We start from the raw sequence: 21,997 nt of genomic DNA, 5'->3' as shown, positions 1-21,997 counted from the left end.
GTGAATAATGGTCCTATCGTGATTACCGACTATCGCGAAATCCTCCTTAGCCAAAACGAGGATGTTCTTGTTATTTCCGGCGGCAAAGGGCCGACGGAATGGGTAATGCGGATTGAGACGCTATAAAAGGTATAATTATTTGCTTTGATTCGCCGACTCATCCATCCATTGAAAAAAACGATCTCGCGGAATCATGAGTTTTCGCCCATCTCGAATCACAGGGAAATCAATTCGCCTAGTAATATCGTAAGCTTTAGGCATACAAACACCTAAAATTTTTGCTACGTCTTTTACTGTTAAACTAAGTGGAAAATCCTTTTTTTCCACTTTATCATCTCCTTTGTTTCAAATTGAACCATAATGATTTAATTTGTTTCATTTTGTGTCTTTGATTTTATATCTCAAAAAGAAACTAGTCAATGCCTTTTTGTTTCGTTTTGAAACAATAATTTTAAAAAGGAGAGTTTTGATGATCGGACGGCGGTTAATCCAGTTACGCAATAAGCATCAATTAACACAACAAGAAATTGCAGATCAGTTAGGAATTCCGCGTTCAACATATGCGCAATACGAGTCTGATCGACGGGAAATCGGAATCGATGTATTGAAAAAAATCGCACAATATTACGGTGTTTCAATAGATTGGTTAGTTGAATTTACATCTAGTAATACAAAACAACCATCTGTCGAAGAAACTGAATTTTTGAAGTGGATCGAAGAAAATGTGGGAGATGTCTTTTTTTATGATTTTGATCGTTCTCCCGAAGAAAGAAAAAAACAATTGATGCAAGATTTACGCTATTTATGGGAACGAGATAAAAACAGGTATAACAATTCATAGCCCTTATGATCGTAATGGCAAGCGTAACTATGTTTAGAAGGTGAGAGCGTTGTTTCATTCGTTTTGTATGTCTGAATTCGAAAAAACCATTTGGAATTTTTACTTGCAAAAAGGAATCAAAAATCCAGCGGAAATTAGTTTATATGTATTCGATGATCAAGCAAATTTTGAGGTGATTAAACGCAAAGGAGCTTCGTATGCAGTGGAAATCGGTGATGTATATTACATTTTTTTAGATTCCTCTATCCCCTTGCCTAATCGTAGGGAACAACTTGCCCATGAAATCGGGCACGTTTTATTACATGCTGGTAATCAACTTTGGACTTCCCCTTTAATTAAAGAAAAACAAGAAGCGCAGGCTAAAAAATTTGCACATTATGCACTAATACCTTCTTGGTTTCTCATCGAAAAACTACAAGATGCCCCTGAAACAATACAAGGGAAAGCTGCTACTTTAGCTGATTTTTTTTGCGTAAGCGAACCATTTGTGATAGAGAGACTTTTTTTGTTAGAAAAAGATATTTCAGGGGGTGAAATCCATGCGCGGACATATTAGAAGGCGAGGAAAAACTTGGAGTATAGTTATTTTTCATGGTTTTGATGAAAACGGAAAACGCAAATATAAATGGTATAGCGGTTTTACAACAAAAAAAGAAGCCGAAAAAGCTCTCGCAATTCGCTTACAAGAAGTTCACTCAGGAAACTATATAGAACCATCAAATGAAACATTAAGTTCTTTTCTCCAAAAATGGATAGATTATAAAAAAACGCAAGTACGTCAACGTTCTATAGAGATTTACGAGAAATCCATACGCTTGCATATAATCCCTAAATTAGGATTCTACGAGATTAACAAACTCCGTTCTCACCATTTACGGTCTTTTTATAGCCAATTGAGCGAAGAAGGTTTATCCAATAGATATATCAGCCAAATACATTCTATACTTCATAATGCTTTTAAAAAAGCAGTAGAATGGGAGATGCTTCCTAGAAATATTGTTGAAACAGTGGATGCTCCTCGCCCTGTAAGAATAAAGTTTTCTGTGTGGACTCTCGAAGAATCACAACGTTTTTTGAAAGCTAATGAGAATCATAGATTTTATATCGCTTTTCTTCTTGCATTAACAACCGGAATGCGGTTAGGAGAAATCTTAGCTTTACGTTGGTCTGATATTCATTTTTTTAAATCACAATTAACTGTAAATCGCACTGCTTCACAACATGGTGGTAAAATGCGTTTTTCTGAACCTAAATCAAATAGCGGTATACGCACAATCACTTTACCCGCCGAAGTAATTGTTGCCTTAGAAAAACATAAAAATGAACAAAACAAGGAAAAAGAACTAGCGGGGCTTGCGTATGAGAATCAAGACCTTGTAATTGCACGGAAAAACGGTAATTTAATCACACAATCTTTCCTTAGAAAAAAATTTATGGAGTCTATCGCCAGAGCCAATGTCCCGCCTATACGTTTCCACGATCTTCGACACACTCACGCTTCGCTCCTTTTATTGCAAGGTGTTCACCCAAAAGTGGTATCGGAAAGATTAGGACACTCGAAAATCAGCACTACACTCGATACATACTCTCATGTATTGCCCGGTATGCAAGAACAGGTAGCTAAAGAATTCGGAACCTTGCTATTTGGTTCAGAAACGAATCTGCGATCACATGATTAGCAAATGATTTGCAAGAAAAATAACAAGCGGCAAAAAACCTTGTTTTATAAAGGTCTTTTTGCCGCTTGTTAAACGCTATACTACATCATGTCCATGCCGCCCATGCCGCCGCCAGGCATTGCTGGCTTTTCTTTTTCTGGCTTATCTGCGACAACCGCTTCTGTCGTGAGGAACATCGCTGCAACAGAGGCTGCATTTTGCAATGCAGAACGGGTCACTTTGGCAGCGTCAACGACGCCCACCTTAAACATATCTACCCACTCGCCCGTCGCTGCATTAAAACCAATTCCAATTGCTTCTTTTTTCAAGCGCTCGACAATAATTGCACCCTCGAGGCCCGCATTATCAGCAATTTGACGAACTGGTGCTTCGAGCGCACGGCGCACGATGTTCACCCCGGTGAGCTCGTCTCCTTCTGCTTTTAACTCATCAAGCGCTTTGATCACATTGACAAGCGCTGTTCCACCACCTGCGACGAGGCCCTCTTCTACAGCTGCACGAGTAGTGTTCAAGGCATCTTCGATGCGAAGTTTCTTTTCTTTTAACTCTGTCTCCGTCGCTGCGCCAACCTTGATGACTGCAACGCCACCAGCCAATTTCGCGAGACGCTCTTGCAGTTTTTCACGATCGAAGTCAGATGTTGTTTCTTCCAATTGTACACGGATTTGATTGACACGCGCATCGATGTCACTGCGATTGCCAGCGCCATCGACCACGATGGTATTTTCTTTAGATACACGAACTTGACGCGCGCGACCTAATTGATCCATCGTCGTGTTTTTCAATTCGAGTCCAAGTTCTTCACTGATGACTTGACCGCCCGTAAGAATTGCAATATCTTGCAACATTGCTTTGCGACGATCACCAAATCCAGGAGCTTTCACGCCAACAGCTGTGAAGGTGCCACGCAATTTATTGACAACGAGCGTTGCTAACGCTTCGCCTTCAATATCTTCTGCCACGATTAACAACGGGCGACCAGATTGCACAACGCGCTCCAGCACTGGGAGAATTTCTTGGATGTTGCTAATCTTTTTATCGGTGATGAGCAAGAACGGATCATCGAGCACAGCTTCCATTTTGTCTGCGTCTGTCACCATATAAGGAGAAATGTATCCACGGTCAAACTGCATTCCTTCAACCACTTCAAGTTCTGTAGTGAAGCCTTTGGATTCTTCAACCGTGATCACACCGTCTTTGCCCACTTTATCCATCGCATCTGCGATCAGCTGTCCAATTGCTTCGTCACCTGCTGAAACGGCTGCAGCTTGTGCAATGCTCGCGCGTCCTTCGACTGGCTTTGAGATCTTGCGCAATTCTTCAACCGCACGTTCAACAGCTTGTTCAATCCCTTTGCGCAGTACCATCGGATTGGCACCCGAGGTGACGTTTTTCAACCCTTCGCGAATCATCGCTTGTGCGAGCACAGTAGCTGTCGTGGTTCCATCGCCAGCGATATCATTCGTCTTCGTTGCAACTTCCTTTACAAGTTGCGCACCCATATTTTCAAATGGATCTTCGAGTTCAATTTCCTTCGCAATCGTAACCCCGTCGTTCGTGATCAAAGGGGATCCAAACTTGCGCTCCAATACAACATTGCGTCCACGTGGTCCAAGTGTTACTTTTACAGCATCCGCAAGCGCATCGACTCCGCGCAGCATCGCACGACGAGCATCTTCGCGAAATTTAATATCCTTTGCCATCTTATCTGCCTCCCTAACGATTCATTTCACACGCAGCAAAAACTGCGTGAAACACAGATCTTTTCAAACCATTAGCGCTCAATTACGCCGAGGATGTCAGATTCACGCACGATCAAATACTCCGTGCCGTCATACTTCACTTCAGTTCCTGCATATTTTGAGAAGATGACACGATCGCCTACCTTCACGTCCACAGCGACCAATTTTCCGTCTTCATAACGTCCAGGTCCAACTGCGACAACCTCTGCTTCTTGCGGTTTTTCCTTTGCGCTGTCTGGCAATACAATTCCACTTGAGGTTTTTTCTTCGCGCTCAACCATGCGCAACACGATGCGATCACCGAGTGGTTTGATCATGCAAAACCCTCCCTGATAGTAGACTATATTTCTTTTGTTAGCACTCACCTCAACTGAGTGCTAACGACAATGTTTATATTACCGATTGCCCAGCATTTTTGCAACCTCCATCAAGTGTAATTCTAAAAAAATTTATCACTTGCGATTTGACAGTCATTCATGCTCTATGGGAAGATCATAGCAATGTAATCACGGGAAGATGCCCGCATTTGCTATCTATAACTTTTCTCAAAAAGGATGCGATGCATATGACACGACGACGCGTTTTTTCAGGAATACAGCCTTCAGGGCAAATTACTTTGGGGAACTATCTCGGAGCTTTAAAACAGTTCGTCCATTTACAAGAAGAGGCGGATGCATATTATTGTGTAGTAGATCTCCATGCCATCACCGTGCCACAAGATCCAAAATTATTACGCGAACGGATTTTAGATTTAGCTTCTCTCTATATTGCAGTTGGACTTGATCCGCATAAATCCACATTATTTGTCCAATCTGACGTAAGTGAGCACAGTGAATTAGGCTGGATTTTGCAATGCAATGCACATATGGGTGAACTCTCACGAATGACGCAATACAAAGAGAAAGCAGAAGGCAAAGAGCACGTCTCTGTAGGGCTCTTTACCTATCCAGCCCTCATGGCAGCAGATATTTTGTTGTATCAAACAAATTTCGTCCCCGTAGGCGAGGATCAAAAACAACATCTCGAGTTAACCCGCGATATCGCTGAACGTTTCAATAACCGTTTTGGTGAAACATTTGTTCTGCCCGAAGTGCTGATGATGGAGCAAGGTGCACGCATTATGTCACTCGATGATCCGACAAAGAAAATGAGTAAAAGTAACCCGAATCCACAAAGTCGCATCGAAATGCTTGACACCCCCGACGCGATTCGCAAAAAGTTAAGCCGCGCCGTGACAGATTCTGATCGCGAAGTCCGCTTTGACCCCGTGAATAAGCCTGCTGTCTCTAACCTATTGGTGATCTATTCGCTGAGTGCAGACAAGAGTATTCAAACCCTTGAAAGTGAGTATCAAGGCAGAGGGTACGGTGAATTTAAAAAAGATCTCGCCGAAGTTCTTGTAGAAACGCTCACCCCAATTCAAGAGCGTTACACGCAAATTCGCAATAGCGGTGAGATTCAAGACTTATTAAAGCAGGGGGCCGATCGCGCACGGCAAGTAGCAGCCGCGACAATGGAACGAGTCAAACGACAAGTTGGCCTTGGCGGTACAACTCTCTAGTGCTTTGTCCGCATAGTCATGAAGTCGCTGCGCATAATATATAAACACATTCGCAGCGTGGAGGACTATAGATGACAACGCTTAATCAATTAGCATCAGCGCATGCAACTGCGCTCTCACTTTACGCGACTCTTTCGCAATTTGCACTTGAAACATTGGACCCTGTAACGAAAAATATGTATAAAGAACTTGCGAATTCTGCACAAACGATTGCAGCCGCCCTAGATGAGCGAAAACAGCAACTGACAAACCGCGAGCACCAAATTGCACAACAAACTATCGCAGCGATTGAAGCGCACTCCTATGGACAACCTGCCGAGTTTACCGATTCCGTAAAATAGACAATCCAATTCTGTCTAAAGAGTTGTTGGAGCGCGCCTATCGGCGCGCCAAACAACAAGCACATCAGATTGGCTGATCACTTGTTCGCGCACGCCAGCTTTTGTTTGATCAGCTACTCGCGCTCTTCGATATCTAGGCCAGGGCGCGGCGATACAACAGCCACCTGCGATCTCGCCTCGACATTTTGTTGCTGATCTGCAGAAGACGGCTTTTCTTGTTCCATTTCCAAGATTTCCGCACTCGGTTCAATTGTTTCTGTCTCTTTATCCTCTACAGCATCTACTAAAGGGGCTGTTGTCGTGACAATTCCCACTTCTTTTTGCTGATCAGCCCGCCACCACGCTTCTGCAGCAAGCTTTTTTCGATAAGCAATTGCCGATATCCCAATACTGAGTTCATAGATGAGAATCATTGGAATCACAACACTTAGATGCGAAACCAGTTCCGGAGGACTAATGAACACTCCTAAAATCACAAATGCAAAATAAGCAAAGCGCCGCACTTTGCGCAGCCAAAACGGCGTAATCACACCAATGCGCGTCAAGAACATCACGACAACAGGCAGTTCAAATAAAATCCCAAATGGAATGACAATGTTAAACATGAAACTAAAATACTCTGTAGCCGTAAACATGACATCAAAGTGCATTTGGGCAAGTTGACGTAAAAAGCGAAAAATCTCCGGAAAGATCACATAGTAACCAAACGCCACTCCGAGCAAAAACATCGCACTTGCAGGTCCAATCAGCTTGCCCGCATACTTTCGTTCCTTTGGTAACAGTCCAGGTCCCACAAATCGCCATAATTGCCACAATAAAAACGGAGTCGTAATTGCAAATGCCGCAACCCCAGCAATCGTTAGATAAATCTGAACGACATCTCCCGGTCCTAGAACGACAAGTTTTAGGCCGCGCGCAGGGATTACGAGATAGCTATAGACATTCCCAACAAAAATAAGCGCAACAATCAGAGCGAAGAGAAAAAAAACGAGCACAAACAGTAAACGTTTGCGCAACTCATCTAAATGTTTGACGAGGCTTATCTTTTGCACTGCCCCGCCCCCTGCTTCTTTTGTAACATGCTACAGTTCCTACTCACCGTAAACCCACCGTTGCTATTCTGAATCGCGTCGATCTGCCGGCTGTGATTTATCTCCGGTCAACTCGTGCGTCGCATCTTTAAATTCCTTAATTCCTTTCCCAAAAGCGCGACCAATCTCCGGCAATTTGCTAGGTCCAAATACTAATAGCGCAGCAATTAAAATTAAAAGTAGTCCAGAAAGCCCCATATTTCCCAAAGACATTCGCGCGCCCTCCCTCACTTTGTGAACAATAATTGATCAATTCGCAACGTAATTGCATCTAAATCGTTTCTATCATACACTGGTAGATCAAGATTGACAACTGAAAGTGGAGGTCGCGGTACAATAGCACCTAAAATATCGCATTCATGTATGATATCTGGAAAATAATCCGGAACACGGTATCCCTCTTCACTGTGGTCATTTTCTCCAAGGACAATCCACTTAGGAAAGGGCTCATATTTAAACCCTTCAATAAGAACGAGATCCACTTCTCCCAACAAACGAATGAATTCTTGAAGAGTAGGCGTTGCACGTTCGTAGCGCTCAACAGCATAATGCCCGGACGCATCTGCGATAAGAATGCTCACAGCACCTGCACGCGCAAATTTCGCTGTATCAGTAGCCTCCGGACTCCCTGAAAAGCCGTGCACATCGTGTTTGATCGTCCCAACACGCACGCCACGTGCAGCAAAACGTTCCGTGAGCGCCGCGATAAGGGTTGTTTTACCGACGTGTTTATACCCAGAAAACCCTACAACACATGGCGAAGTGAATAACGCCATTATAGCAATCCCCCATGCCCAAATGCCGCAATGTCTGCTCGCGTCAGCCGTTGACCAGCTAAAATAAGCGGCAATAACAAATCAAACGCAGTGACTGCATCATAGATTACAGCGCCTGGTAGACCAAGCAATATCACGTCGCCACAATACGCGAGCATCGACATCGAGCCTGGGAGAATTGGCATGCCGTAAGAAACTACATTTGTCGCTACCTGCGCAATGGCTCCAGGACTGCGATCGTCAGGATCTACAGACATCCCGCCAGTGACAAGAATGAGATCTGCTCCTTTTGCCATAAAACTTTGTATTGCATCGATAATACTCGCTGTTTGATCATCTACAATTTGCTGCCCCATAAACTGGACTGATGTGTACGCATCAAACTTTTCCCGCAACACAGGGCCAAAGCGGTCTGTAATGCGCCCTTTAAAAACTTCACTACCTGTCGTAACAACTCCTACTTTCATGGGTTTAAAGGGAACTACACGTATAAGCGACTGAGTAGACGCTAATACACGGTCATATTCCGCCAATTTCTCTTCGTGAATCACCAACGGAATCGCACGCAAGCCAGCTAGTGTCGCGCCCGCTTTTACAGGTATATGTGTTCGCTTCGTGACTACAACCAGTTCACCGATCTCATTGATCTTTTGCAACGCTTGTACATCGATGACAAGTAACCCATCGTGAGCAGCTTTGACCGTAATCTTGCCTTCGTGCGGTTCTGTAAACGTCAAACTTTCGTGAACAAGCGCGTGCGCCATCCGCCTCGCAGCATCATCTTCATGCACTTCTCCTGGTTCTAAGCTTAAAACATAGACATGTTCCTTGCCAATCGACAAGAGAACTGCAATATCTTCTTCCTGAATGATATGGCCTTTGGTAAATAAACGACCTTTAAACTGTCCAGGTACAATTTGTGTTAAATCGTGAGCTAATGCCATACCCACAGCGTCCTGTACACGCACCTCACGCTTCACAAGAAGCGCCCCCTTCCTTCATCAAATGCACAATGACTTTTACCTGCTCTTGTGTGTTCATCATCAAAAAACTCTGCGCGAGCGGATCGTATACTTGCCACTGTTCAGGTTTACAGATCTTAACGGGCACATTTTCGATTAAATCAAGGACACGTCGCTTTCCCGCTTCCAACAACTGTGCAATGATCGGTTGCACACTTTGTTTATACATACCTAAGAGTGGATACAATCTGCCCTGATACTCGGGAATCACTGCCATATATGCTGATTCAGTTTCTAGTTCGCGGTAAAGAAGTTGCACAAAAGCGGTACGCAAAAGTGGCGTATCAACCCCAGTCACAAAAGCTATCTGGGAATCAATCCTCGATAAGCCAATCTCCATTCCAGCAAGCGGCCCCTCCCCAGGATGCAGATCAAAAAGAATTCGTTCATAGGCAAGTGGCTGCTGATCTGGACGCCGAACTAACCATACGTCCGATGCAACCGCATCCAATTGCTCCACTACCCATTGCCATGCAGGTTTATGTAAAAGCTGTAAAAGAGCCTTGTCTTGTCCCATTCTCCGACTATAGCCGCCAGCGAGAACGAGTGCGCTCAAATCGTTCAGTCGTACAGCGATTTCGCTCCCCGCCTTTGCTCCTGCTTTAGAAACGCCTGTACTTTGCTTATCATTCTATCCCTTATTGTACCATGTTGCGAACAATCACGAACATTCATTGCCAGCTCGTGTAAAGGAATAACAATCGTGAGTAGCTGTCGGAGTCAGCAAATAGTGCACACGTAAGTCAAAAGGCTCTATAGGTAACTTATCTATAATTTGAAAATCATACGCAAACCCAACACGCACAGTCGACGGTGCGGTGGATTGTAAAAATCGGTCATAATAGCCCCCTCCATAGCCAAGTCGATCACCACAAGGTGTAAAGAACAGTCCTGGAACCACAATGAGGTCAATTTCTTCAGGCGCAATCGGATCTCCCTCCACAACCGGTTCCCGCATCCCCCACTCACCAAGGCACACATGCTCTGCTTTTGTAATCGGATAAATTCGCATGACGGCTTCATTTTTTTTTGTAACCGGAGCTGCGACGCGTTTCCCACTTTGCAATGCATTCAAAAGTACGGCATCCGTCCCCACTTCACCTGCGAAATCTAAATATAAAAGAACGGTCTGCGCACGCTCGTAAAAAGGGAGTGTGAACAAGCGCTGCGCTATGGCTTCATCCCATAAACGCTTTTCTTGTGCATCAAGTTGCCTGCGCAAGATCTGCATTTGTTTGCGTAAGGCCATCTTCTCTTTCATTTTGCGTCCATCCGCACCATCACTCATCGCAGCCTTCACCTCATGTGCATAGCTTAGATCTTTAGCGCCCGAAAAACAAACCCAGCACAACCAAGCCACAGTGCGAGTGCCAAGCGTATGTACTCGCCTCCATTTACCAAAGACATCTTCTGAACCAAGATCTGTACAAAAAAAATGGGTACTCCTATAACCAGTGCGCGCCAAAATAACTGTCGCTTCAAAACAAAAGGGGGAGCAACTGGGAAAAAATACGCTGTCCCTGCAAAAACAGTGAGAAAGCGTACCATCATTTGCGTATCTAATCCTAAAGCGATACGAGTAGACAACAGCAAAAGGAAAATCCACCAGATCGGACGCAGAATGAAAAAACGCTGACTTTCCGGAAAACTCCCTGGACGCCGAATGGTCCATTCATAAAGGACCCATCCAAAAATCCAGCCAGAAAAAACATCAAGCGGCCAGTGGACTCCTAAGTATAAGCGGCTAAGTCCTATTCCCAGAGGAAAAAGCAGCAAAAGTACTCCACGTTTATGCCCCCTTTGCCACAGAGCATAAGCCCATAAGGCATACACAGCCATAGCGACCTCCGCATGTCCACTGGGAAAAGAAGCCCCTGCAGCAGACTCAAGATAGCTAAAGTGGATCGGATAGGGGGTTTCAAATGGCCGCTTCGTCAAAAATAATAATTTTAGCAAATCTGCATTTACCATCGCCAACACAGCGAGAATCCCTGTTTGCAAAGCGTATTCGGTCCCGCCAATCAATAAGATGAATCCTGTGAGAAAAGGATAGGTAGAATAGTTCCCAAGCTGAGAAAATAAAATCGCCATCCTTTGCCACGCCGGGCCCATTACGGTTTGCAACCAAATAAGAATATGTGCTTGCCATAGCAAAAATTGCATAACTGCTTTCCCTTCCCTTCCTCGCATTGGGTCAAACCAACGAACCCCACATGCTTGTATACGGATACGCACTTTAGCCAAACTTTAGAAGGGAAGTTTCTGTAGTTTGCAAGACAGGAATTACAAATCCACTTGTCGAATTATATAACAGGTATCACACAGAGGAGGAACGTTGTGTTTCAATTCCCAGATCTCACGGACGCAATTAGAGATTTTCTTCATTTTGGTCTAGCCATAAGTCCGTGGCTTGTGAGTCCTGATACGACCGAACGATTTGATGCGGAGTTATTCCATCTCATCGATTACACGGCAAAAGATTTTGTGCGCCTATATTGGTCGACAGACAGTGCTCAGCTAATCTTTACAAATCTCCCTGTTCCAGAGCGCATCCCGCAAACGGCCATTTATGAGACCATTGCTTCTACAGCTGTACAGTATTCCTTATTACAACGCGGGGAATTTTTTGTAGATGAGGATCTACTTAGTCAAGCGATTCACCAAGTGGAAGCCTTTATCGCGACTCGTGGACTCGGTACGTTAGTTGGCATCTATGCGATCGTGACAAGTTATGAAAATCACGAGGCGCTCGCCTATTACGGTCAAATTCCAGAACGGATCTTTATCAGCGGAAAATGGCACCGGCCTTGGATCGATTACTCACTTGGAGACGAGTTAATGCTTGGTGCAGTAACGGGATCATTACGTCTCGTAATCAAAGAGAGACAACGTATGGTTGAGCAAACTGAAAATGGTCGGCGTTTTTTATCTGTCAACAAATATACTTTACAAAAAAGTGGATACTTAGATTACCGTAAAAACATGCTGCAAATCGCACATCTTCATCACATGCAGGATTTTGACGATCTAGAAGCTCTCCTCATTCCCCAAAGCGCTCCTGTTCGGCGGGAATTTCTTCACTGGTTAGGAATTACACGCGGTATGCAGGTATTAGAAGCGGGTTGCGGATCAGGAACCTTTTTATTTTCAACGGGACTTGCCGAGCAAGTGGGCAGAAGTGGTCATGTAGTGGGAATTGATCCAGCAGCAGGTATGCTTGCGCACGCTGAATTAACTCGTAGATTGTACGGGATCGATTGGGTTAGTTTCAAACGGGCAGAAGTCGAAAACATCCCATTTGCAGATCAAAGCTTTGATGCCGTAGTGGGTGTTGCCTTTCTACAATTTTCAGACCTGCACAGAGCCGTAAATGAAATGGCGCGAATCACGAAAAACGGAGGATTTGTAGCGAGTTTACATCCACTTGAACCGGATGATCTCCCCGACTTTTATCAACAATGGTTTCAGCCCATTCTCGATCTAGAAGCGAAATTTGCGCCGTTTGGAATTAAAGCGTTTCCAAAAGGCGAAGAAGTTGCTAACGCTTTTTCCAAGGCCAATCTCTCATCAATCGAAACAAAGAATATTCCAATCCATCTAGATTTTCACGATCCCGATAAAGCAACCGAATTTTTTATCTATGGGTTAGGTATTTTTCAAGAATTGCTCGCACAAGTCCCCTGGCAGGCACGTCTGGATTTGATTCATGAACTCAAAAAGAGAGGCGAAGCAATAAAAGCAAGGTACCATTCAAACGAACTGATCTTTCCAATCACCGTACAAATGGTCAAAGGCTTCCGAAAGGAATAAGGTCACTACTTGCTTGCTTTCAAACTTCTCCACAGCCATGAAGAACTTATCCACAGAACTTATCCACAAGTTTGTGGATAATACAGCTACACATGAGCATTACCACTGATCAATTGAAAATTCCGCACGCCCAGTCAAGGTAAGATCAGCCAACTTACGCTGCTTATAGCGCATATATGCAGCTGCACCAATCATCGCCGCATTGTCGGTACACAACCAGAAATCAGGAACTGCCAGCCGTATCCCTAATTCCTCACATAACGATTTAGCCGCATCACGCAATGCCAGATTTGCAGCAACCCCCCCTGCTACAACAAGGGTATCGAGTCCTGTTTGCAATAGGGCTTCTCTCGTTTTCGCAATGAGAGCGGCAACCACAGCACGCTGAAAACTAGCAGCAATATCTGCTTTGCGCAGTGGCTGAGAGGATTTCTTTGCACGATCGAGATGTAAAAGAACGGCTGACTTTAGCCCACTAAAACTAAAATCAAAGGAATGATCGCCGAGCTTCGCTTGCGGGAAATCAAAATATTCTGGATCACCTTGACTCGCAAGTTGCTGTATCAAAGGCCCACCCGGATAACCCAGTTCTAACGCGCGCGCAATTTTATCAAACACCTCACCTGCTGCATCATCGCGAGTTTTCCCTAAACGTATAATTTCCCCGCCTGCATTTACCTGTAAAAGCTCTGTATGGCCACCTGAAACAATTAGTGCTATAAACGGGGGCTCTACTCCATCTGAAAGCGCCGCAGCATACATATGCCCTGCCAAATGGTGAACATCAATGATGGGAAGTCCCGCAACTTGCGCAAGCGTTTTTGCCGCTGTCACTCCAACAAAGAGCGCCCCGATCAATCCCGGTCCACTGGTCACAGCGATCGCCTGTAACTCACTCAGTGTGCGATCTGCCTTTTGCAAGGCCTCATCAACAACCAAGCTAATCTGCTCAACGTGCGCACGCGAGGCAACCTCAGGTACGACGCCGCCAAAACGCTCATGCGAAGACATTTGTGAGGCGACCACCGAACTTATAATCACACGCCCATCACGCACCACAGCTGCCGCTGTTTCGTCACAACTCGATTCAATGGCCAGGATCTCTGTAGGACCACCATTTCGAAGGTGTTCCTCATACCGTTGTTTCATGCGCTCACTCCACCGCATCTGCTACATCTCCCAAGGAAGGAAGGTTCATCCACATAATCAAAGCATCCTCCCGGTTATCTGTATAATATCCTTTGCGAATCCCACCATCTTGAAAGCCTAGCTTGCGATATAATCCTTGCGCTGTTGCATTCGTCACGCGAACTTCCAGTGTCATCTTGCGGGCGCCTTTTGCAATTGCCTCTGCCATCAACCGACGCAATAGCCGCTCCCCAAGCTTATACCCTCGATAAGATGGATATACGGCAATATTTGTAACATGCGCCTCATCGATGATCACCCACATGCCTCCATAGCCAATGAGTTCTTCACCAAGCACCATCACGACGTAATGGGCAAAATGATTCTCAGTAAGTTCCCCTAAGAAGGCATTGCGGGACCAGGGTGCCGTAAACGATGCTTTTTCAATGCGAATCACATGATCAATATCGCGTACCGTCATTCTCCGAAATGACACTTCATTCAGATTCATTTCCTGTACTCCCTCGCCTTTTTTCAAGCCAGCGCGCTTCTGCTTCCGCCAATTGAAGATAGCGAGGTACCAAGACATGCGCATCTTTGCCATGATCGCCCACCTCTCGACTTTGCATCTTTGTACATAATTCAGGATACCCCAATGCAAGAAGATGCTCTGCATACACAGAAGCCGTCTCATCAGCTACAATGAGCGGATGAAGCAAAAAGGTAGACGCATATTGTTCATAGATAGCTTTCGCCACATCGCCCACTAGATAAATCGCCTCATCTTTTTGTACGACCTGTGCAAGCGAAGTCATGAATGCAGCGATCTCCCTCTTCCCCTCAGCTAATACTTCTTGAAAGGTGCCATATTGAACGCGATAGACCGCACTGTAGACTGATTTACGCCGAGCATCCCACATGACTGCCACGACACCACAGTGTGTGCGAAGCGCAAATGCTGCGGCAGCAAGCGAAGATTCCCCAATAATAGGAATATCTAGTGCATAAGCAAACACTTTAGCAAACGTCACACCGATGCGGACACCCGTATAAGATCCCGGACCTACCCCGACAATCACACCGCGAATATCCTGTGGTTCTAAACTCAGTACCGCAAGCATTTCATCCATGAGCGGATGTGCATAGGTTGCATGCATTTTAGGAATTCGCGAAGCAAACGCAGCAAGTACATGACCATCGTCATCGCTGACAGCAAGCGCCAGTGTAGGTGTGGCGGTATCGATCGCTAATAGGGCCATAATGTCATCCACTCTTTCAGTACGTTCACGCTAGCAATCCCTTTTGCAGAAATCACAACTTGACGTGTATCAAAGGATTCACCATGTGCGACTGGCTCTAAAAAGTGCAGATCCAGATGCGCTTCGGGCAAATATGCCTGCAAGAGATCTGCCCATTCAATTGCACAAACACCTTCACCATAAAGATACTCATCAAATAAAGCAATTTCCGAGGTTGCATCCTCACCTAAACGATATAAGTCCATATGGTAGAGCGGAAGTCGCCCACCCTCATATTCTGACACAAGAGCAAACGTCGGGCTATGCGTGATCTCATCTAAGCCGAGTCCGCGCGCAAGTCCAGCCACAAATGTTGTCTTTCCTGCGCCAAGGCGCCCGCGCAAACCGATCACAGTGCCCGGTTGCACTACGCGCCCACAGAACTCCCCTAATTGTTTAGTCGCCAAGGCACTTGTGACCGTCAGCGTCACCCCATACTCCATCGCATGCTCCTCCATCACGTGCGCTCATCTCGCGCGGCAAAATGATCGTACCCTTTTTTAGGAAGTTGGTGAATTCCTGTTGGCGTCTGTAGATAGACCCCAGCATTTCCACGCTTCACCTGACCAATTAAACTCACGCGTACCCCCTGCGCCTGCATAAGCGGCAAGAACGTCCCAACTGCCATTCGATCCAGTGTTCCAACCAACTGATAGTCTTCTCCGCCAAAAAGCGCAAAATCGAGCGGATTCACCCTTGCCAGGCGTGCATAATGACGTACCGCTGGCAAAGTGGGAAGACGCTCGGAATCTATGAGCAATTGCACACCGCTTGCCGCTGCAATTTCATGCAATTCAGAACTAAGTCCATCACTCACATCATTGGCAGACGTGCACCCCTCGTACTGCGCGAGAATGCTGCCCGCTGTGATTTGGGGCACAGGCCTTTGATGACGCTGTTGTAAGAGCCACTCATCACTCTCACTGACTCTAAGGGCTTCACTGCTCGTTTTTAAATGCAAATATGCAGCCGCCCCTCCCACATCCCCCGTGACAAAAACTACATCACCAACCTGTGCACCGCTGCGCAAGAGCGGCTTTGCGCCAAGCAACTCACCAGTAACTGTTACCGTAATCACGAGAGGCCCTGCTGTACTAACGACATCTCCACCCACAATGCTCACGTCATATTGTGTACACGCCTCTGCCAAACCACGATAAATGGCCTCAATCCGTTCTACCCGCTCCTCAAATGGCAACGCAAGCGCTACCAACGTGTGCAACGGACGCCCTCCCATTGCAGCAATGTCACTTAGCGAAGCCACAAGACTCTTGTATCCAAGAGAAACAGGATCAATTAAATCATCACGAAAGTGAATTCCCTCTACTAATGCGTCCGTTGTCATAACAACAGGGCGGTCGTAGCGCACGACCGCCGCATCATCCCCTATATTCACAAGCAACCGCGCATCTGAACGCCAAACAATGGCTTGCAAGCGCTCAATAAGCCCAAATTCGCCAAGTTCGCGAACTAACAATCCCATCCCCGCTCTCAAAAACTCTTGTATTGTATTATACCCGTTGCAAGCTTAAAACGGCAATCCTTAGGCGCCAACTTGATCCCGTGCGACAAGCAAGATGTGCAAAGGCAGTTGTCGCATATCCGTATCAGGTACCCCCACAATATCAAACGTGGCTGTCATCGATTGACCTGGTGCTAAAGAGGTTGAAGAACCAGCCAACGGCGTCACATCATCAAAATACTTGTATGTTTTTCGACTAAACAAAGCAACTCCCGCCTGTCGATCAAAAAATAACATGGCTAATGCTGATCTCGGATTCCACGGCACTACTCCACGATTCGTCAGGCGCGCTGTAATACGCAAAAATTGCACATTTGCCCCCCCCATCCCGATTACAGATTCACGAATGTCAGAGGTCGAAATAGGAAGTGTACCCATTGTTAAGGAAGGAAAAGCATTGTTTGTATGACGCAAAAACCATACGAGATGAACGGTGTGATTACGCAAGTGCGCAAAAGTTGGCGTGGGATTTAAGGTAAAGCTCCAACTCACTGATCGATGCGGCAAAATCATATCGTTCGGTCCGTTCACAAAGTATTCCCAATCGCTCTCTTGCACTGGCGACAATTCACTTGGCTGGCGTAAAACAAACAGCATTCCTTGCAAATCCTTTCCTGAAATCGGCAAACCGCTTGCATTGTATAATTGCGCTTGAACTGTAAGTAACTGTTTGGATAAAGCGACAATCTTTTGCGCTTGACCATGCGCCTCTTGGTTTGCACCAGATTGTTCTAAAGGGGCTGCTCCTGAAATCACTTCGACATTCTCTACGGCGATCGGAGCAAGTGTTGCGCGCAGTACTCCTATCTTACTATCGGCACTGTGACTCGCAGACGAAAGTGGCAAACTTCTCTCTGGCCTTAGGACTCCGAGAATCACTAGTCCAATCAACATCGCCACGGCCCCTATACTAAGACCAATCACACGCTGCGAACCGAGCGTAAATGCCGCCCATTTCCCTTTGCGACTACGTTTTTGCAGCTGTGGTTGTAGCTTTTGTACTTCTTGCGAAATCCTACTTTCCTTGTTCACAATTCGCTCTAACACTTTTTGTTCAAAATCTTTCTTTAGTAGGACCTCATCTAACTGACCGTGGAGTGTATCGCGCAGCGCCTTATCCAGTTCTTCATCGTTCAGACGATTCACGGTCAAAAGTCCCCTCCCATGTTTGACGTAACATTTCACGTCCACGGTACAAACGCGTTTTTACCGCAGACATACTCACACCAATCACCTGTGTAATCTCATCTAGTGAAAGATCTTTCCCATAATATAACCAGACGACTTCCCGATAGATCATCGGGAGCTTTGCCACAGCAGTCCATAATGCACGGCTCTGTATCTGGTATAAAACTTGCCCTTCGACACTTCCATCTGCAGCCACATTGAGCAAGTGATCAAACTCCTCGGGCCGCCTGGCTTTCTTTCGCAAAAAATCTTTTGCTGTATTGACTGCAATTCGCAAAATCCACGTACGGTAACTGCTGTCATGACGAAATGAATCCAAGTGATCATATACTTTCAGAAACACTTCTTGACTAATATCCTCTGCTTGATGTCGATCATGCACATATCCATACACGACATGCAAGACGTCCTGTCCATACGCTTGCATAAGTTCGCGCAAAAGGAGAATGCGCGACTCTTCGCTGTGACCTTGCGCCAATACCTCCACCTCATTGCGATCTAGCATAGAGACGCATCTACATCGTTTTAAGTTACATGGAATCTACCAACAAATGCAATAGGAAAATACGGCTCTTGTAAATGATGCTGCGTTTTCGGTTTATAGTCTCTCTGTATAATTTATGTTACATTGCAGATAGAGATCACTTTCGTGAGGACTGAGACACGTGAAACATAAACTCGAGATCTGTACAGGCAACCTAGATTTCCATACTGATCGCGCCATCGCAGAACTACAGAATGAACACCCAGCTCTCATAGTCAAACAATGGGGTTGCTTAGGAAATTGCCATCGTTGCTTTCACGTACCCTTTTGCCTTTTAGACGATTTTGAATTAGTGGAATCAGAGACGATCGAACAACTGGTGTCTAAATTACGAGAAAAATTAAACACATCGTCACATTGCTAGAACCATCGAGTAAGAGGTAGCGCTTATCATAGCGCCACCTCTTATTTTTACAAAAAAACCCTTCCCTATTGTCCGAGCGTAATCGCAGATGAATCTGTACTGTTTACTTTCGCCTGTACTTTTTTTACAATCCGCCCCGTCGGAAACGAGAAAATATTCGCGGCGACAATCGCATCCATCGCACGAGTTACATCAGATGTACTCACGGGCGTTTTGGGATTGGGAATTTGCAAATGTACAGTCTTGTTTAGGTCCGTTAAAAAAGCTAATTCGAGTGTCTGTTTCATATCAATAACCCCTTTCACTTGGTGATCTAAAGTAGACAAATTAGGCGCCTGTCGCTCCTGATCCTGACGTCGCAGTCGAGGTTGTCGGTACAGACGAAGTCGTCGTTCCCGTCGCTGCCGCGGCAATTTGCACTGTATCCACACGCCCCATCGCATAAATGGAGTCTGCAAACAGCGGTGATAGCGACTGGAGAACTTGATCAATCGCATCATCTGTCACGGCAACATCCACATGCGGGTAGGCACGATTGTGCAACTTTGGCTTCCCTTGAGCCGTTTGTCCTGTTTGTAGTTGAATCAGCAAGTGCCGATTCATCGTCGTGACAACCATGATCCATCCCCCTATCTGGAGTCATCGTGGCTGACGGCCGTTCAGCACACGTTCACTCTCTACCTTGAAAAGTGCTGGATGGAAAATGGCGAGGGGACGGCAACGTGGTATACTAATTGCCAGGAGGTAGTACATGGGGGCCATTAAAAGAACACTGCGGACAATTTTATACAAGTTTGGCGTAGCTGGACTCGCAATGATTGCTGGACTATTCCTTGTCCCGCGCTATCTATCTGTCGCTGACAACGGAATTTATAAACTCGTACTCGTCTATTTTCAACTTGCAGCCACTTATTTAGCTGGATATGGAAATTATTTCAATTATGGCTTGAATCGACTCAAGATAGACCGCACCACGGTAATTGGCGTAATTATGCGCATCTATCTTCAAATTGTCATCGCAACAGGGATTTTACTTGTCATCGGCGCACTTTTTTCCGCCTACTATCCCATATTGATCTATGCTTTGTTCGCCGTTCTTGGCATTCCTTTTGCAGTTCTATTTGCCTATTCGACCAAATTGATTCAGGCACTCAATGAAATTGATTGGCTAAATCGACTCAATACCGTCCAAATCTTCTCATTTGTTATCTTTGCATTAGGATTGACCTTTTTGCGGCACTTTCTTCCAGGGATTTCCCCTTATTTGTTATTGCTCACTTTTAGTGCTTGGTTGATCTCCTATGCAATCGCAGCTTTTGCGGCTGTCGACACGGCTCAGCGCGTTCTAGGCTTGCGGCTGCGCCCTGCTAAGCATCCAGACATCACACCGTCTATTGTCGCCTATGGACGTAAGACATCCCTTCAACAATTACTTACCCAGTTTAATCTGCGCGGCGATGTCATCCTCGTCGGCCTTTTAGCAGGCACAACCGCGACTAGCCTTTATGCAATGGCAGTCACTGCATCCGAAGTGCTATGGCATATCTCTTCAAGCATCTCTTTGCTGATCTATGCTCGAGTTGCCTCAGAAGAACGATCCGGATCAATAGAACTAGTTTTACGAACGTTTCGCATGACGATGATTTTACTTCTCAGCGCCGCGCTTTTGATGCTATTCACCGTCCCAACGCTCATTCACGTGGCCTTAAATGGTCGGTACGACCGCTCCATACCTGCGTTTCAAATACTTATTCTGGGCACCATTGCCTATGGTGTAACCAATTTATTTACGCAGTTCTGTACAGATCAACTTGGCAAAGTAAAATTCCCACTGTACATGCAAATTGTAAGCATTCTCACAAACGCATTACTCTGTGTGATATTGATCCCACACATCGGATTTCTTGGCGGGGCAATTGCCTCTACGTCCGCATATCTCATAGGCTTTCTATTGTCTGTTTGGTATTTTTTACATCAAACACACCAAAAGGTTCGCTCCCTTTTGTCTTTCTCCGCAGCAGATCGCGCATTATTGCGCAGACTGCGCACTCGCTCGGGCAGCCTCCACGACGCCGGCAAATAACTGTGCATGTTCCTTATGCTTCCGCCACAAATTCTCTGGGTGCCACTGCACACCGATCATAAAGCGGTAAGTGGGGTGTTCAATCGCCTCCACCAATCCATCTCGGCTTCGTCCGCTAATGACAAACCCTGGTGCAAGAGCAGATACTGCCTGATGGTGAAAGGTATTTACCTGCACTTCAGGCACCCCCATGAGTGCACGCACTCGCGTCCCTTCAACAAGAGCCACACTATGCGCAGTATGTGTACGTGGCGCCTTTTGCGAATGCTGTAAGCGCCCTGACCATTCACGTAAAAGATCTTGGTACAGTGTCCCCCCCATAACAGCATTTAATATTTGGATGCCGCGACAAATCGCGAGAATCGGTTTGTCTAAGGCGGCCATTTGCAAGATCAACATCGCTTCCATTTCATCGCGAAGGGGTGTCACTTCTCCTAATCCAAGTCGAGGCTCCTCATGGAATAATTGCGGTGAAATATCGGGGCCGCCAGTTAAAATAAGGCCATCGAGACGCATGGCAAGCGCAGTTACTACTTCCCGATCATCGGTTAGCGGAAGCAACATTGGCAACCCGCCCGCTGCATAAACTCCATCCGTATAATCTTGACTGACAAATGCACCTTGTATTCCGTTTCGCACATCTTCGTTTACTGTGACGCCAATAAGTGGACGCATTTTATTCTCTCCATTCTAAATCACTCAGCGAATTCTCTGTCCTCATGCCCCCAACTTGCAAGTTCTATTTTCTACACGCAAGTTAGTAACGCAATTAGTATATAGCACTAAAATCAACATATGTTGCATATGTCGGTGTGGTTAAAAATAAAAAATCGGAACATTTTCGTAACACTTCCATACTCCAAAAGCGTGGTATCAACAGTTGCCCGATAACACATTAAGAGTTTTGACTCCTCAAAATCGAGGAGTCAATGACCTTATTCCTTCGCCGCCTTCAAAAACGCCTTCTTCCATGCAGGCAAATCTCCTTCGTCGTCACCTTGATTCTC

At 45.7% G+C, this 21,997-nt stretch carries 28 protein-coding genes; 8 read left to right on the top strand and 20 right to left on the bottom strand.

The genetic code is table 11. The features are described 5' to 3' along the window. Nucleotides 1–135 precede the first annotated feature (135 nt). The gene (locus BM613_RS12790) at nt 136–327 is read right to left on the bottom strand and encodes a helix-turn-helix domain-containing protein (RefSeq protein WP_109431571.1); all 192 of its coding nucleotides are present in this window, start codon (nt 325–327) and stop codon (nt 136–138) included. A gap of 142 nt (nt 328–469) precedes the next feature. On the opposite strand from BM613_RS12790, the gene BM613_RS12785 reads away from it, so the two are divergent. The 3 genes from BM613_RS12785 to BM613_RS12775 all read left to right on the top strand — a co-directional run bounded on the left by BM613_RS12785 (nt 470) and on the right by BM613_RS12775 (nt 2,520). Continuing rightward, nucleotides 470–841: a helix-turn-helix domain-containing protein gene (locus tag BM613_RS12785; RefSeq protein WP_109431570.1), complete on the top strand. Its 372-nt coding sequence runs from the start codon at nt 470–472 to the stop codon at nt 839–841. Nucleotides 842–908: 67 nt separating this feature from the next. Next, nucleotides 909–1,397 carry an ImmA/IrrE family metallo-endopeptidase gene (locus BM613_RS12780; protein ID WP_181363151.1) on the top strand — a complete coding sequence of 163 codons (489 nt, stop codon included), beginning with the start codon at nt 909–911 and terminating at the stop codon, nt 1,395–1,397. Next, the gene (locus BM613_RS12775) at nt 1,381–2,520 is read left to right on the top strand and encodes a site-specific integrase (protein ID WP_109431568.1); all 1,140 of its coding nucleotides are present in this window, start codon (nt 1,381–1,383) and stop codon (nt 2,518–2,520) included. Before BM613_RS12780 ends, BM613_RS12775 begins: the two co-directional genes overlap by 17 nt. A gap of 80 nt (nt 2,521–2,600) precedes the next feature. Here the strand turns inward: BM613_RS12775 and groL are convergent, their stop codons facing one another. Then, nucleotides 2,601–4,223 (bottom strand): chaperonin GroEL, encoded by a 1,623-nt coding sequence (gene groL, locus BM613_RS12770; protein ID WP_109431567.1) that lies wholly within the window; start codon nt 4,221–4,223, stop codon nt 2,601–2,603. A gap of 71 nt (nt 4,224–4,294) precedes the next feature. Continuing rightward, complete coding sequence (gene groES, locus BM613_RS12765; protein WP_109431566.1) at nt 4,295–4,579, bottom strand: co-chaperone GroES; 285 nt, start codon at nt 4,577–4,579, stop codon at nt 4,295–4,297. 248 nt (nt 4,580–4,827) lie between these two features. Between groES and trpS the strand changes: the two genes are divergently transcribed. After that, nucleotides 4,828–5,823, top strand: a complete 996-nt coding sequence (gene trpS / locus BM613_RS12760) for a tryptophan--tRNA ligase (RefSeq protein ID WP_109431565.1) — start codon at nt 4,828–4,830, stop codon at nt 5,821–5,823. 71 nt (nt 5,824–5,894) lie between these two features. Continuing rightward, entirely contained in the window at nt 5,895–6,164 is a 270-nt protein-coding gene (locus BM613_RS12755) for a DUF1657 domain-containing protein (RefSeq protein WP_109431564.1), read from the top strand. Between the two features lie 113 nt (nt 6,165–6,277). Here the strand turns inward: BM613_RS12755 and tatC are convergent, their stop codons facing one another. The 7 genes from tatC to BM613_RS12720 form a co-directional block, all read right to left on the bottom strand. Further along, a complete protein-coding gene (gene tatC, locus BM613_RS12750) occupies nt 6,278–7,216 on the bottom strand; it encodes a twin-arginine translocase subunit TatC (protein WP_109431563.1) in 939 nt (312 codons plus the stop codon). Between the two features lie 63 nt (nt 7,217–7,279). Then, complete coding sequence (gene tatA / locus BM613_RS12745; RefSeq protein WP_109431562.1) at nt 7,280–7,468, bottom strand: twin-arginine translocase TatA/TatE family subunit; 189 nt, start codon at nt 7,466–7,468, stop codon at nt 7,280–7,282. Nucleotides 7,469–7,482: 14 nt separating this feature from the next. Beyond that, a complete protein-coding gene (gene mobB, locus BM613_RS12740) occupies nt 7,483–8,031 on the bottom strand; it encodes a molybdopterin-guanine dinucleotide biosynthesis protein B (protein ID WP_109431561.1) in 549 nt (182 codons plus the stop codon). Then, complete coding sequence (locus tag BM613_RS12735) at nt 8,031–9,011, bottom strand: molybdopterin-binding protein (RefSeq protein WP_245926390.1); 981 nt, start codon at nt 9,009–9,011, stop codon at nt 8,031–8,033. Before BM613_RS12735 ends, mobB begins: the two co-directional genes overlap by 1 nt. Further along, the gene (locus BM613_RS12730) at nt 9,001–9,609 is read right to left on the bottom strand and encodes a molybdenum cofactor guanylyltransferase (protein WP_146192818.1); all 609 of its coding nucleotides are present in this window, start codon (nt 9,607–9,609) and stop codon (nt 9,001–9,003) included. Before BM613_RS12730 ends, BM613_RS12735 begins: the two co-directional genes overlap by 11 nt. 105 nt (nt 9,610–9,714) lie before the next feature. Beyond that, nucleotides 9,715–10,341, bottom strand: a complete 627-nt coding sequence (locus BM613_RS15165) for a 5-formyltetrahydrofolate cyclo-ligase (protein WP_181363150.1) — start codon at nt 10,339–10,341, stop codon at nt 9,715–9,717. 26 nt (nt 10,342–10,367) lie between these two features. Continuing rightward, the gene (locus tag BM613_RS12720) at nt 10,368–11,288 is read right to left on the bottom strand and encodes a phosphatase PAP2 family protein (protein ID WP_245926391.1); all 921 of its coding nucleotides are present in this window, start codon (nt 11,286–11,288) and stop codon (nt 10,368–10,370) included. 102 nt (nt 11,289–11,390) lie between these two features. Here BM613_RS12720 and BM613_RS12715 point away from each other — a divergent pair, with 102 nt between their 5' ends. Then, complete coding sequence (locus BM613_RS12715) at nt 11,391–12,863, top strand: methyltransferase domain-containing protein (RefSeq protein ID WP_109431558.1); 1,473 nt, start codon at nt 11,391–11,393, stop codon at nt 12,861–12,863. Nucleotides 12,864–12,962: 99 nt separating this feature from the next. Here the strand turns inward: BM613_RS12715 and tsaD are convergent, their stop codons facing one another. Genes tsaD through BM613_RS12680 form a run of 7 tightly spaced genes read right to left on the bottom strand, consistent with a single transcriptional unit; the run spans nt 12,963 to nt 18,504 of the window. Beyond that, the gene (gene tsaD, locus BM613_RS12710; protein ID WP_109431557.1) at nt 12,963–14,030 is read right to left on the bottom strand and encodes a tRNA (adenosine(37)-N6)-threonylcarbamoyltransferase complex transferase subunit TsaD; all 1,068 of its coding nucleotides are present in this window, start codon (nt 14,028–14,030) and stop codon (nt 12,963–12,965) included. Then, nucleotides 14,017–14,502: a ribosomal protein S18-alanine N-acetyltransferase gene (gene rimI, locus BM613_RS12705; protein WP_109431556.1), complete on the bottom strand. Its 486-nt coding sequence runs from the start codon at nt 14,500–14,502 to the stop codon at nt 14,017–14,019. Before rimI ends, tsaD begins: the two co-directional genes overlap by 14 nt. Continuing rightward, the gene (gene tsaB, locus BM613_RS12700) at nt 14,489–15,262 is read right to left on the bottom strand and encodes a tRNA (adenosine(37)-N6)-threonylcarbamoyltransferase complex dimerization subunit type 1 TsaB (RefSeq protein WP_219930690.1); all 774 of its coding nucleotides are present in this window, start codon (nt 15,260–15,262) and stop codon (nt 14,489–14,491) included. The genes rimI and tsaB overlap by 14 nt, the downstream gene beginning before the upstream one ends. After that, entirely contained in the window at nt 15,238–15,732 is a 495-nt protein-coding gene (gene tsaE / locus BM613_RS12695; protein WP_109431554.1) for a tRNA (adenosine(37)-N6)-threonylcarbamoyltransferase complex ATPase subunit type 1 TsaE, read from the bottom strand. The genes tsaB and tsaE overlap by 25 nt, the downstream gene beginning before the upstream one ends. Nucleotides 15,733–15,746: 14 nt before the next feature. Beyond that, the gene (gene thiL / locus BM613_RS12690) at nt 15,747–16,772 is read right to left on the bottom strand and encodes a thiamine-phosphate kinase (RefSeq protein WP_109431553.1); all 1,026 of its coding nucleotides are present in this window, start codon (nt 16,770–16,772) and stop codon (nt 15,747–15,749) included. Nucleotides 16,773–16,832: 60 nt separating this feature from the next. Beyond that, nucleotides 16,833–17,957: a hypothetical protein gene (locus tag BM613_RS12685; RefSeq protein ID WP_109431552.1), complete on the bottom strand. Its 1,125-nt coding sequence runs from the start codon at nt 17,955–17,957 to the stop codon at nt 16,833–16,835. Next, entirely contained in the window at nt 17,938–18,504 is a 567-nt protein-coding gene (locus BM613_RS12680) for a sigma-70 family RNA polymerase sigma factor (RefSeq protein ID WP_109431551.1), read from the bottom strand. Before BM613_RS12680 ends, BM613_RS12685 begins: the two co-directional genes overlap by 20 nt. Nucleotides 18,505–18,664: 160 nt before the next feature. On the opposite strand from BM613_RS12680, the gene BM613_RS15870 reads away from it, so the two are divergent. Then, complete coding sequence (locus BM613_RS15870) at nt 18,665–18,907, top strand: DUF1450 domain-containing protein (RefSeq protein WP_181363148.1); 243 nt, start codon at nt 18,665–18,667, stop codon at nt 18,905–18,907. A gap of 65 nt (nt 18,908–18,972) precedes the next feature. Here the strand turns inward: BM613_RS15870 and BM613_RS15160 are convergent, their stop codons facing one another. Next, complete coding sequence (locus tag BM613_RS15160; protein WP_181363147.1) at nt 18,973–19,194, bottom strand: DUF2922 domain-containing protein; 222 nt, start codon at nt 19,192–19,194, stop codon at nt 18,973–18,975. 40 nt (nt 19,195–19,234) lie between these two features. Then, nucleotides 19,235–19,525, bottom strand: coding sequence for a DUF1659 domain-containing protein (locus tag BM613_RS12665; RefSeq protein WP_109431548.1), 291 nt, complete (start codon nt 19,523–19,525; stop codon nt 19,235–19,237). Between the two features lie 133 nt (nt 19,526–19,658). Here BM613_RS12665 and BM613_RS12660 point away from each other — a divergent pair, with 133 nt between their 5' ends. Continuing rightward, entirely contained in the window at nt 19,659–20,990 is a 1,332-nt protein-coding gene (locus BM613_RS12660; protein WP_109431547.1) for an MATE family efflux transporter, read from the top strand. Here BM613_RS12660 and BM613_RS12655 read toward each other — a convergent pair. Then, on the bottom strand, nt 20,937–21,665 hold the full coding sequence (locus BM613_RS12655) for a gamma-glutamyl-gamma-aminobutyrate hydrolase family protein (protein ID WP_109431546.1): 729 nt from the start codon (nt 21,663–21,665) through the stop codon (nt 20,937–20,939). The genes BM613_RS12660 and BM613_RS12655 overlap by 54 nt on opposite strands. Nucleotides 21,666–21,997: the final 332 nt, after the last annotated feature.

The sequence above is a fragment of the Sulfoacidibacillus thermotolerans genome, from assembly GCF_003144315.1.
Lineage (GTDB): Bacteria > Bacillota > Bacilli > Alicyclobacillales > SLC66 > Sulfoacidibacillus > Sulfoacidibacillus thermotolerans.
The sequence above is the reverse complement of the archived record's forward strand: the minus strand, read 5'-3'. Positions and strand labels throughout refer to the sequence as shown.